Source organism: Stenotrophomonas sp. SI-NJAU-1 (genome assembly GCF_020883215.1).
Taxonomy (GTDB): domain Bacteria; phylum Pseudomonadota; class Gammaproteobacteria; order Xanthomonadales; family Xanthomonadaceae; genus Stenotrophomonas; species Stenotrophomonas indicatrix.
Window position 1 is genome coordinate 1,931,971 of sequence record NZ_CP086598.1, and the last position, 11,725, is coordinate 1,943,695.

Genomic DNA, 11,725 nt, shown 5'->3' on the forward strand with positions numbered 1-11,725 from the left:
CGATGATCAAGGGACGCCTGGTGGAATGCCGGCCAGCGGCCGGCACGACAGGAAAAGCGGCAATCGCGTGCGCGATGTCATCGCCGGAATCTACAATAGGCGGTCTCTTTTTCCCGGACCGCCCCCATGAAACTGCCTGCCGCCTGGCTGTGCTGCCTGTTGCTGACCTCGCCGGCCTGGGCCGCCGATACCGTGGTCAGCGGCAAGGTCTATCTGGAGCGTGACGGCAAGCCGGGCCGCGGTGCGACCGATCCGGGCCTGGCCGGCGTGCAGGTGTCCAACGGCGAAACCATCGTCAAGACCGCCGCCGACGGCAGCTACAGCCTGCCGGTGCGTGACGGGCAGACGGTCTTCGTGATCAAGCCCGATGCCTATTCCTTCCCGAAGGCTGCCGACGGCCTGCCGTCGTTCTGGCGGCACTACCGGCCGAATGGTTCTCCGGCGCTGAAGTACGGTGGCATCGCCGCGACCAGTGACGTTGCCCGCAACTGGGACTTCGCCCTGCAGAACGACCGGCATGACAGCCGCCGTGGTTTCCAGATGCTGGTGTTCACCGACTCGCAGACCGCCAGCCTGCAGGACATCGGCTACTACCGGCAGTCGATCGTGGCGCCGCTGGTTGGGCAGACCAAGGCCCGCCTGGGTACCACGCTGGGCGACATCGTCAACGACGACCTGACCCTGTACCCGGCGATCAACAAGGTCACCACCGAGCTGGGCGTGCCGTGGTTCCACGTACCCGGCAACCACGACCTGGATGTTGACGCGGCCAATGATGCGCATTCGCTGGACAGCTGGCGCAACATCTACGGCCCCGATACCTACGCAGTGGAAGAGGGCGGCGCCAGTTTCGTGTTCCTTGACGACGTGGTGTACGACCCCAACGCCAAGCCCAGGTATGTGGGTGGCCTGCGCGAGGATCAGTTCGCTTTCCTTGCTGCCTACCTGAAGGGCCTGCACAGGGACCGTCTGCTGGTGCTGGGCATGCACATCCCGCTGTTCGATGCGGCACCGGGGCGCGAGACCTTCCGCCATGCCGACCGCCAGCGCCTGTTCGACCTGCTGAAGGACTTCCGCAACGTGCTGGTGCTCAGTGGCCACAGCCACACCCAGCAGCATGTCTATTACGGTAAAGCCGACGGCTGGCAGGGCGCCAGGCCGCTGCACGAGTACAACGTCGGTGCCAACTGCGGTGCGTTCTGGTCGGGCGTGAAGAATGCCGCCGGCGTACCGGACAGCACCATGAGCGACGGCACGCCGAAGGGCTATGCGTTGCTGGACGTGGCCGGCAACGGCAGCTATCGCCTGCAGTACCGGGTGGCCGGTGCGGCCGCCAGCGAGCAGATCGGCCTGCATGCACCGAAGGTGCTGCGCAAGGGCGCTTACCCGGCGTGGGGCATCTATGCCAACGTGTACATGGGCGAGGACGCCAGCGTGGTCGAGTACCGCGTCGATGGCGGCGCCTGGCAGCCGATGAAGCAGGTCAGCCAGCCTGATCCGCGCCTGCTGGTGGAGAACGTGGCCGACGACCTGGCCACCACGCTGCGCGGTTACGACCGCTCGCCGGAAGCCACCGCCTCGCCGCACCTGTGGCGTGGCGCGTTGCCGACCGACCTGGCCGTGGGCAGCCACAAGGTCGAGGTGCGCTCCACCCAGCCCGATGGTGCGGTGTTCACCGCCAGCACCAGCTACAGCCTGCAGACCGCGCAGCCCTGAGCGCGGGCCGGGCTGCCATCACCAACTTCCATCGCGAAAGGACGCAGCATGGATATCCGCTTCATGGCCGGCACCACGCCGGTCACCCTCAGCCGCCACTGGTTCACCGGCGCGATGATGCTGCAGAGCGCCAGCGAGAAGGTCTGGGTGCAGCATCCGCTGCATCCGGGCACGCACTTCTCGTTCTCGCTGGTACAGTCGTGGCAGCGCCATATCGCCGGCCATGAAGTGCTGGTGGAGCGGACCCGGCCGCTGCTGTTCGCCGGGTTCCGCCCGCAGCGCCTGCGGGTGCTGGTGGACGGTGTGCAGGTGGCCGAGCAGGAAGGCATGTGACCCCGGGCGGCGCTGTCGCCGCGCTAGGCAAAGGCCGTCCAATGCCTGAGAATCGGCACGATTCAATCGATCCAAGCAGGCCAGCGTGAACGTTGCAGCAGTGTCCCCGGCGCCATCCGAGTCCGCCCGCAGCGGCGTCCCCCGCAGCCTGGTCGTCGCCGATGTCGGCGGTACCTTCGCCCGTCTTGCGCTGGCCGAGACCCTGCCGGGGCAGGCGCCGCGGCTGGGCAGCTACCGCACCTATGCCTGCGCCGACCACCCCAGCCTGGCGGCGATCCTGGCCGATTTCACCGCCAGTCTCGGCCAGCCGATGGCCAGTGCGGTGGTCGCCATCGCCGGCCTGCTCGACGGCGATACCCTGATCAATGCCAATCTGCCGTGGACGGTGTCGCTGTCGGCGACGCGCCGCGAGTCGGGCCTGCCCGACCTGCAGCTGATCAATGATTTCGAAGCAGTGGCGCTGGCCATTCCCTACCTGCAGGCCGACACGCTGGTGCCGCTGAATGGCGATGCCGATCCGGCCAAGACCTTCCCGGCACTGGTGCTGGGGCCGGGCACCGGCCTGGGCGCGGCGTTGCGCTTCGCCGATGGCGAGCGCCCGGTGCTGGCCAGCGAGATCGGCCACGCTGCGTTGGGCGCCGGCAATGCGCTGGAACTGCATGTGCTGGGCCAGCTGCTGCAGCGCTGGCCGCATGTGGACAACGAACGCGTGCTGTCCGGCAGCGGCCTGATGAACCTGTATCCCTGCCTGTGCGAACTGCGCGGCGTGGCTCCGCAATGGACCAGCACCGAGGCGCTGATCGCAGCTGCGCGGCAAGGCGACGACGCGCTGGCGGTGGAAACCCTGCAGGTGTTCTGCGCTTGGCTGGGCAGCCTGGCCGGCGACGCGGCGATCGCCGTGGGCGCGCGCTCGGTGTACCTGGCCGGCGGCATTTCCACCCATGTGCAGGACTTCCTGGCCGACGGCCGTTTCCGTGAGCGCTTCCTCAACAAGGGGGTGCTGACCGACGTGCTGCGCCAGGTGCCGGTGTGGCGGGTCGAACATGGCCAGCTGGGTGTGCTCGGTGCCGCAGCCTGGCACGCAGCGCGGACCCCCGCGCACGATTGATCGGCGCTGCCGGCATCGGGCCGGCGGGCGCAGCATGCAGACGGAGGCGAAGATGGTGGATCGCAGGCAGTTTTTGCAGGCCGGTGCACTGGCCGCAGGCGTGGCAGCGTTGCCGGTGGTGAAGGCGCGTACGCACGGTGGCGCCAAGGTGGTCTCGACCTGGGACTTCGGCGTGCCGGCCAACCAGGCCGCGTGGAAGGTACTGGCGCAGGGCGGCAGTGCGCTGGATGCGGTGGAAGCCGGTGCACGCTGGGCCGAAAGCGAGCTGTGCAATCCCACCGTCGGCCATTGTGGCAACCCGGACCGCGACGGCGTGCTGAGCCTGGACGCCAGCATCATGGATGGTGACGGCCGCTGTGGCGCGGTTGCTGCGCTGGTCGACATCCTGCACCCGGTGTCGGTGGCCCGCAGGGTGATGGAGAACAGCCCGCATGTGCTGCTGGTGGGCGAGGGCGCCCAGCAGTTCGCCGTGCAGCAGGGCTTCCAGCGCCAGCACCTGCTGACGCCGAAGGCCGAAGCGGCCTGGCGTGAGTGGCTGAAGACCGAAAAGTACGCGCCGCAGATCAATGCCGAGCGCCGCGGTCTTCCCGGCAACAGCGATAACCACGACACCATCGGCATGCTGGCACTGGACGCCAAGGGCAACCTGGCCGGTGCCTGCACCACCAGCGGCATGGCCTGGAAACTGCACGGCCGGGTCGGCGACAGCCCGATCATCGGCGCCGGCCTTTACGTGGACAACGACGTGGGCGCGGCCACCGCCTCGGGTGTGGGCGAAGAAATGATCCGCAACGCGGCCTCGTTCCTGGTGGTCGAGCTGATGCGCCAGGGCCGTTCGCCGGCACAGGCCTGCCGCGAAGCGATCGACCGGGTGGTGCGCAAGCGCCCCGAGGCCAGCCGCACACTGCAGGTCTGCTTCCTTGCCATGAACAAGCAGGGCGACGTGGGTGCCTATGCACTGCATCGCGGCTTCGTCTACGCGGTGTGCGATGCGCAGCGCCAGGATGACCTGCGCGACTCACCGTCGATCTATACGAGCAGGCAGGCGTGAGCGCGGGCCTGACGCTGGAGATCGCCAGCAATTCGGTGGCTTCGGCGTTGGCCGCGCAGGCCGGTGGCGCAGATCGCATCGAACTGTTCGACAACCTTGCCGAAGGCGGTACCACGCCGTCGTTTGCCAGCATCGCCATCGCCCGCGAGCGGCTGCAGATTCCGTTGTTCGTGCTGGTGCGACCGCGTCCGGGGGATTTCCACTACGACGCGCTGGAAACCGAGCTGATGCTGCGCGACATCGCCCAGTGCCGCGCACTGGGCTGCGATGGCGTGGTGATCGGTGCGCTGGATGCGCAGGGCGATATCGACCTGCCGCTGTGCCGTGAACTGCTGCACGCGGCCGGCCCGTTGCAGGTGACCTTCCACCGTGCCTTCGACGCCGCGCGCGATCTGCCGGCGGCGCTGGAGCAGGTGATCGGGCTGGGCTGCCAGCGGGTGCTGACGTCCGGCGGCCAGGCCAGCGCCGACGCCGGTGCCGATGTACTGGCCGCGCTGGTCGCGCGGGCCGCCGGCAGGATCAGCGTCATGGCCGGCGCAGGGCTGGGCCCGGGCAACATCGCCGCCGTGGCGCGGAAGACTGGGTGTCTCGAACTGCATGCCTCGGCCAAGGGGCAACGACGTTCGGCCATGCAGTTCCAGAACCCGGCCCTGCGCGGGCTGGACCCGGACTGGAGCCAGACAGACACCGCCACGGTGAGTGCGCTGCGGAAGGCGCTGGACGGCTGAGCGAATCCGCCGGGCATGGCCCGGCGCTACCGGGACGGGTCAGCACCGCGATGGCTGCATCCGCGGTAGCGACGGGCCATGCCCGGCGAACGCGCAAACCCGATCACGGACAAAACTGTTCTGCGCGCGGGTGTAGCGATCGTGTCATCGACTTCTGTGCCGCTTCCATAACGATGTCGTGCAACCCATTGATTCAATTGGAACACCCAAGGCGATAACGACGTGCGTCGGCGGTGTGTTGCGCCGCCGCATGCTGGGCGTGGTTCAGCTGTGCTTTAGTTTGGATCGATCCACAGGGGAGGGCGGTCGAATCGAGCTGGATCGATTCAACGCCCGGGATCGCCATCCGACCGCGCGTCCACCATCCAAGAGCAACCACCCATGGCTCAGTCCGTCCGCAACCGCCGTCATCTGCTGTCCCACGCCCTCGCCCTGGCCCTGCTGCCGTTTGCCGCTGGCGCACAGGAAGCGGCCCCGTCGCCCACCAAGGATCTTGATGCGGTCACCGTCACCGGTTCGCGCATCAAGCGTGCCAGCGTCGAGGGCCCGGCCCCGGTCAATGTGATCAGCGCCGCACAGATCCAGAAGGAAGGCTTCGTCACCGTCTACGACGCACTGAAGACCCTGACCGAGGCGACCGGCACCGTCGAGGCGGCGTCGCAGTGGGGCTCGCACACCCCCAACGCGAGTGGCCTGAACCTGCGCGGCATGGGCCCCAACCGCAGCCTGCTGCTGGTCAATGGCCGCCGCGTGGCCGACTATCCGCTGCCCTATGGCGGCGAGACCAATTTCTCCAACTACAGCAACATTCCGGCGGCGGCGGTCGAACGCATCGAAGTGCTGACTGGCGGCGCTTCGGCGATCTACGGTTCAGACGCCATCGCCGGCGTGGTCAATGTCATCCTCAAGACCAACTACGACGGCGACGAAGTGCGCGTGCGCGGCGGTACCTCCACCGAAGGCGGGCGTGACACCTGGGATCTGTCCTGGGCGGGCGGCAAGACCGGCGACAACTGGAGCGTGACCTACGCCCTGCAGTACACCAAGCGCGATCCGCTGTTCGGCCGCGACCGGCCGCAGATGGACGACGCCGACGATGCGCTGTACCCGTCCTGGAACATGGAGCAGCGCAAAGTCGGTTTCCGTCCCACCGCTGGCCTGGCGTTGATAGACCCCAGCAACGGCCAGCGCCTGGCGCCGCCGGACGGCACCTGCGAGAAGTTCGCTGGCGAGTACTACACCGCCGACCGCCTGGTCTACAACTACAACGCCAATACGGTGAGCAACACCGGCCGCCTCTGCGGCATGAGCGCCGACTACGCCAACTGGCTGTTGACCGGAGGCTCGGAGAACCTGTCGGGCAACCTGTATGCCACCTTCGATTTCGGCAACGATCTGCAGGCCTGGAGCAACCTGGCGGTATACCGTTCCGAAGCGATCTGGGGCACCAATCCGCCGAGCGTGTCGCTGATCGACGATGCCAACGGTTACTACTGGGATGCCAACCGCAATCGCCCGGTGCTCGGCGTGCGCCAGTTCACCCCGAACGAAGTCGGTGGCCTGGACACGCTGCGCAATACCAACCGCGAGTTGTCGTGGGATATCAGCGCGGGCCTGCGCGGGCGCCTGGCCGATCGCTTCGACTGGAGCGCCACGGTCGGCCGTTCCTACTACCGCGTCGAGGAGCGGCAGAACGTGGTCGACGAGCAGAAGTCGTACGACTTCTTCCTCGGCCCACGGCTGGGCACCACCGGCGATGGCGAGGCGATCTACGCATTGAACGAGTCGCGCTGGTGGAACCCGATCACCCCGGACCAGTACTGGCAGATGGGCACGGTAGCGAAGAACCGGGCGTCGTCCTACGTCAACCAGGCCTCGGCCGACATCACCGGTGAACTGTTCCAGGGCTGGGCCGGGCCGATCTCGTTCGCTGCGGTGGCCGAAGTGGCCAAGCAGGGCTATCACCTCAGCCCGGACCCGCGCGCGGGCATCGATTTCGATCTGCAGAACGTCGATCGCGGCGGTGGCGAGCGTACCCGCTACTCGGCCGGTGTCGAATTCAAGATCCCGTTGGCCGACAGCCTGATCGCCACCGCGGCGGCACGCTACGACCGGTACGGCAGCTACAAGGCCGACGGCGGCGGCGAAGCGCTGGATATCGGCAGCCAGAAGGAAACCACCTGGAACGCCGGCCTGGAATGGCGGCCGTTCGAGTCGCTGCTGGTGCGCGGTTCCTACGCGACCAGCTTCCACGCGCCGGACATGCACTACCTGTTGGGCCAGGCCAGCAGTTCCGAAGTGCTGACCTACGATCGGCTGCGCTGCATCGAGAGCGGCGCTTATCTGGTCAACAACTGCGGCGTGGGCAATACCGATGTCTGGTACGCGTTCGACGTGAACCGCCGGGGTACGCCGCTGCTGCGCTCGGAAACCGGCGATTCGTGGACGGTCGGTTTCGTGTGGGACGTGCTGCCGAACCTGTCGATGAGCGCTGACTACTGGGCGATCAAGCTGGAAGACATGATCGTCGACGTCGGTGCCGACGAAGTGCTGGCGAGTGAGGCCGGCTGCCTGACCGGCAAGAACATGGACGGCACGCCGTGGGCGAACCCGGCAGGTGAGGCTTACTGCGCCGGCATCCTGGCCCGGGTGAACCGTGACGGCAGCGGCCGGCTGGTGTCGATCGAGCGCGGGCCGTTCAACCTGGCCAGCCGCGAAGTGCGCGGCATCGACCTGAGCGCGCGCTACCGGCTGGAGACGGCCGCATGGGGCAGCTTCCAGCTGGGGGTGAACTACACCAACCAGATTTCGACGAAAGAACAGCGTTACGCCAACGATCCGAACCCGGAGCGTCGCGACCGTGACCTGCGCAGCAAGCTGCGCGCCAGCCTGGCATGGCAGGGCGGCAACTGGAATGCGAACGTGTATGCCGACCGCATCGGTTCAGTGCCGGGCGTGCGCTACCACTGGGGCACCGACCGCCTGGACAACCCCGGCGGCTGCCTGCCGTTCGCCGATGGCTACGTGCCCAGCGACAGCCCGTCGCTGAACTGCCTGGAACCCGCCACGCGCCCGGATGGATCGGCCAATCCGAACCCGAATGCGGGGCAGCAGACGGCGCGCTATTACGGCCGGGTCGGGCCGTTCATTACCTGGAATTTCAACGTCGGCTACCAGGTGACCGAGTTCATGAAGGTCAATCTGTACGTGAACAACGCGTTCAATGCGACCAGCTGGAACCACAAGGACCCGTACAAGGTCGACTACGATTTCGCCCCGACCCGCCTGCTGGGCGCTGTGGGCCGCGAGTTCGCGCTGGAGTATGTGTTCACGTTCTGAGGGAAGGCGGCGCCGGGCATGGCCCGGCGCCAGCCACGCCATGCGTGGCAGGAACATTGGCGGGGTGGGGTGGATTTGACCTTCCCACGATGGCAAGGTCTAGGCTGGTCACCATCCTCCAGATGGAACCAGGGAAACCAGGCCATGAGCACCTCCAGCCCCACCGCCGTCCACGAGACGGCTTCCACCATCAGCCTGCCGATCGAAGGCATGACCTGCGCCAGCTGTGTTGGCCGCGTTGAAGCGGCCCTGGCCAAGGTCGAGGGGGTCGCCAGCGTGTCGGTCAACCTGGCCACCGAGCGCGCAGACATCCGTTCCTCTGGTCCGGTCGACCGCGATGCGCTGATCCAGGCAGTGGAGAAGGTGGGCTACGAAGTACCCGCCGCGACCACCGAACTGGCCGTGGAAGGGATGACCTGCGCGTCCTGCGTCGGCCGCGTGGAGCGCGCGCTGCTGGCCGTACCGGGCGTCAGCCACGCCAGCGTCAACCTGGCCACCGAGCGTGCGACCGTGCGCGGCGTTGCCGGCATCGATGCACTGGTGGCGGCGATCGACAAGGTTGGATATGCGGCGCGCGCGATCGATGGCGGTACCCAGGTCGACGAGGAAGCGGCGGAAAAGAAGGATGCCGAGCGGGTGGCGCTGAAGCGCGACCTGATCCTGGCCAGCGTGCTGGCGGCCCCGGTGTTCGTATTGGAAATGGGCTCGCACCTGATCCCCGGCATGCACCATTGGGTGATGTCCACAATCGGCATGCAGGCCAGCTGGTACCTGCAGTTCGTGCTGACCACGCTGGTCCTGGCCATTCCCGGCCGGCGTTTCTACCAGAAGGGCTTCCCGGCGCTGCTGCGCCTGGCACCGGACATGAACTCGCTGGTGGCGGTGGGTACCGCGGCGGCGTTCGGCTATTCGGTGGTGGCCACCTTCATCCCGCGCCTGCTGCCGCCGGGCACCGTGAATGTCTACTACGAAGCGGCGGCAGTGATCGTCGCGCTGATCCTGCTCGGCCGGTTCCTGGAGGCGCGCGCGAAAGGCCGCACCTCGGAGGCGATCAAGCGCCTGGTCAACCTGCAGGCCAAGGTGGCGCACGTCAGTCGCGAAGGGCGCATCGTCGATATCCCGATCAACGAGGTGCTGCTGGGCGACCTGCTGGAAGTGCGTCCGGGCGAGCGCGTGCCGGTGGATGCTGAGGTGACCGAGGGTCGCAGCTACGTCGACGAATCGATGATCACTGGCGAGCCGATCCCGGTGGAGAAGTCGGCCGGCAGCAGCGTGGTCGGCGGCACCGTCAACCAGAAGGGCGCGCTGACCCTGCGTGCGACGGCGGTAGGTGGGCAGACCATGCTGGCGCAGATCATCCGTCTGGTTGAACAGGCACAGGGTTCCAAGCTGCCCATCCAGGCCGTGGTCGACAAGGTGACGCTGTGGTTCGTGCCGGCGGTGATGCTGGCGGCGTTGGCCACCTTCCTGGTGTGGCTGATCTTCGGGCCGTCGCCGGCGCTGACCTTCGCGCTGGTCAACGCGGTTGCCGTGCTGATCATCGCCTGCCCCTGCGCGATGGGGCTGGCCACGCCGACCTCGATCATGGTCGGCACCGGCCGTGGCGCCGAGATGGGCGTGCTGTTCCGCAAAGGCGAGGCGCTGCAGCTGTTGAAGGACGCCAAGGTGGTGGCGGTGGACAAGACCGGCACCTTGACCGAAGGCCGCCCGTTGCTGACCGACCTGGAGATCGCCGAGGGCTTCGATCGTGCGCAGGTACTGGCGCGGGTGGCGGCAGTGGAGTCGCGCTCGGAGCATCCGATCGCACGCGCCATTGTCGAGGCGGCGACGGAGGAGGGCATCGCGTTGCCGGTGATGGTCGGTTTCGAGTCGGTGACCGGCATGGGTGTGCGTGCCAGCGTGGACGGTGCGCGGGTGGAAGTGGGTGCCGATCGCTTCATGCGTTCGCTGGGCGTGGACATCGGCATGTTCGCTGCGCTGGCCGACCGCCTCGGCAACGACGGAAAGTCGCCGCTGTATGCCGCCATCGATGGCCGCCTGGCGGCAATCATCGCCGTCTCCGATCCGATCAAGCCGAGTACGCCGGCCGCCATTGCCGCCCTGCACCAGTTGGGCCTGAAGGTGGCCATGATTACCGGTGACAACGCCGCCACCGCGCAGGCCATCGCCCGCCAGCTCGGCATCGATGAAGTGGTGGCCGAGGTGTTGCCCGAAGGCAAGGTGGAGGCGGTGCGCCGGTTGAAGGCGGCCTACGGGCAGATTGCGTTCGTCGGTGATGGCATCAACGATGCGCCTGCGCTGGCCGAAGCTGATGTGGGCCTGGCCATCGGTACCGGCACCGACGTCGCGGTGGAATCGGCCGACGTGGTGCTGATGTCCGGCAACCTGCAGGGCGTGCCCAATGCCATCGCGCTGTCGAAGGCGACCATCGGCAACATCCGCCAGAACCTGTTCTGGGCCTTCGCCTACAACACCGCGTTGATTCCGGTCGCGGCGGGTGCGCTGTACCCGGTATGGGGCGTGCTGCTGTCGCCGGTGTTCGCCGCCGGTGCCATGGCCCTGTCCAGCGTGTTCGTGCTCGGCAATGCGCTGCGCCTGCGGCGCTTCCAGGCGCCGATGGTCGAGGCGTCCCATGCGGCCCAGTAAAGGAGTGATGGCATGAACATCGGTGAAGCATCGAAGGCATCCAGCGTGTCGGCCAAGATGATCCGCTACTACGAGCAGATCGGCCTGATTCCGCCAGCTGACCGTACCGGCGCGGGCTATCGCGCCTATTCGCAGGCCGACGTGCACCGGCTGCGTTTCATCCGTCGCGCGCGTGATCTCGGCTTTTCGGTGGCCGAGATCACCGACCTGCTGGGCCTGTGGAACGACACCTCGCGGCACAGCGCTGACGTCAAGCGCCTGGCCGAGCAGCACATCGATGATCTGGAACAGCGCATCGAGAACATGCGGCAGATGGCCGATACGCTGAAATCACTGATCAGCTGCTGCGCCGGCGATGATCGTCCCGAGTGCCCGATCCTGCAGCGGCTGGGCGAAGGCGAGGAGGGCGCTGCGCCGGTGGCGGCGCCCACCGGGGCGGTACGCAGGCGCGCGCGCACGACCTGAAGACGACATACGGAAAAGAAAATGCCCGCCCCGGCAGTTGCACGGGGCGGGCATCGTTCATGCAGTGGGTCAGGCGATCAAGCCGGGCGCGGCGGGAAGCCCGCTTCGGTCAGCGCTGCAATGATCTGCGCCTCGCTGGCCGAGGTCTGCACCTGCACGCGGCGGCTGGGCGGGTCGGCCGACACCGTCGCCGCCGGGTCGACCAGCTCGATCGCCTTGGTCACGCTGCGCGCGCAGCCGCCGCAGGTCATGCCTTCCACATGGAATTCCATCTGTAGCTCCTTCGATGCACTTGGGGGTGGAGGCAGTGTGCACCTTGCAACGATGGCAGGGTCAAGG

9 protein-coding genes are annotated in these 11,725 nt (G+C 67.3%); 8 read left to right on the forward strand and 1 reads right to left on the reverse strand.

The genetic code is table 11. From position 1 onward, the window contains the following. Positions 1 to 126 precede the first annotated feature (126 nt). The 8 genes from LMF57_RS09020 (at position 127) to cueR (ending at position 11,386) form a co-directional block, all read left to right on the forward strand. Complete coding sequence (locus LMF57_RS09020; protein ID WP_229291259.1) at positions 127 to 1,716, forward strand: calcineurin-like phosphoesterase family protein; 1,590 nt, start codon at positions 127 to 129, stop codon at positions 1,714 to 1,716. Positions 1,717 to 1,764: 48 nt separating this feature from the next. Further along, a complete protein-coding gene (locus LMF57_RS09025; protein WP_025874818.1) occupies positions 1,765 to 2,049 on the forward strand; it encodes a hypothetical protein in 285 nt (94 codons plus the stop codon). Between the two features lie 85 nt (positions 2,050 to 2,134). Next, a complete protein-coding gene (locus LMF57_RS09030) occupies positions 2,135 to 3,157 on the forward strand; it encodes a glucokinase (RefSeq protein ID WP_032975527.1) in 1,023 nt (340 codons plus the stop codon). A 52-nt stretch (positions 3,158 to 3,209) separates the two neighbouring features. Then, positions 3,210 to 4,208: a N(4)-(beta-N-acetylglucosaminyl)-L-asparaginase gene (locus LMF57_RS09035; protein WP_208083290.1), complete on the forward strand. Its 999-nt coding sequence runs from the start codon at positions 3,210 to 3,212 to the stop codon at positions 4,206 to 4,208. After that, entirely contained in the window at positions 4,205 to 4,936 is a 732-nt protein-coding gene (locus tag LMF57_RS09040; protein WP_117310275.1) for a copper homeostasis protein CutC, read from the forward strand. The genes LMF57_RS09035 and LMF57_RS09040 overlap by 4 nt, the downstream gene beginning before the upstream one ends. A 381-nt stretch (positions 4,937 to 5,317) precedes the next feature. Beyond that, positions 5,318 to 8,275 (forward strand): TonB-dependent receptor, encoded by a 2,958-nt coding sequence (locus tag LMF57_RS09045; RefSeq protein ID WP_229291260.1) that lies wholly within the window; start codon positions 5,318 to 5,320, stop codon positions 8,273 to 8,275. A 144-nt stretch (positions 8,276 to 8,419) separates the two neighbouring features. Then, positions 8,420 to 10,921, forward strand: coding sequence for a heavy metal translocating P-type ATPase (locus tag LMF57_RS09050; RefSeq protein WP_229291261.1), 2,502 nt, complete (start codon positions 8,420 to 8,422; stop codon positions 10,919 to 10,921). Between the two features lie 12 nt (positions 10,922 to 10,933). Then, the gene (cueR, locus tag LMF57_RS09055) at positions 10,934 to 11,386 is read left to right on the forward strand and encodes a Cu(I)-responsive transcriptional regulator (protein ID WP_117310278.1); all 453 of its coding nucleotides are present in this window, start codon (positions 10,934 to 10,936) and stop codon (positions 11,384 to 11,386) included. 77 nt (positions 11,387 to 11,463) lie between these two features. On the opposite strand, the gene LMF57_RS09060 is transcribed toward cueR, so the two are convergent. After that, complete coding sequence (locus LMF57_RS09060) at positions 11,464 to 11,658, reverse strand: heavy-metal-associated domain-containing protein (RefSeq protein WP_025874804.1); 195 nt, start codon at positions 11,656 to 11,658, stop codon at positions 11,464 to 11,466. Positions 11,659 to 11,725 lie beyond the last annotated feature (67 nt).

Excerpts from the sequence above, each read along its gene's own strand:
- LMF57_RS09020 (WP_229291259.1), top strand. The coding sequence starts at position 127 with ATGAAACTGCCTGCCGCCTGGCTGTGCTGCCTGTTGCTGACCTCGCCG.
- LMF57_RS09025 (WP_025874818.1), top strand. The coding sequence starts at position 1,765 with ATGGATATCCGCTTCATGGCCGGCACCACGCCGGTCACCCTCAGCCGC.
- LMF57_RS09035 (WP_208083290.1), top strand. The coding sequence starts at position 3,210 with ATGGTGGATCGCAGGCAGTTTTTGCAGGCCGGTGCACTGGCCGCAGGC.
- LMF57_RS09045 (WP_229291260.1), top strand. The coding sequence starts at position 5,318 with ATGGCTCAGTCCGTCCGCAACCGCCGTCATCTGCTGTCCCACGCCCTC.
- LMF57_RS09050 (WP_229291261.1), top strand. The coding sequence starts at position 8,420 with ATGAGCACCTCCAGCCCCACCGCCGTCCACGAGACGGCTTCCACCATC.
- cueR (WP_117310278.1), top strand. The coding sequence starts at position 10,934 with ATGAACATCGGTGAAGCATCGAAGGCATCCAGCGTGTCGGCCAAGATG.
- LMF57_RS09060 (WP_025874804.1), bottom strand. The coding sequence starts at position 11,658 with ATGGAATTCCATGTGGAAGGCATGACCTGCGGCGGCTGCGCGCGCAGC.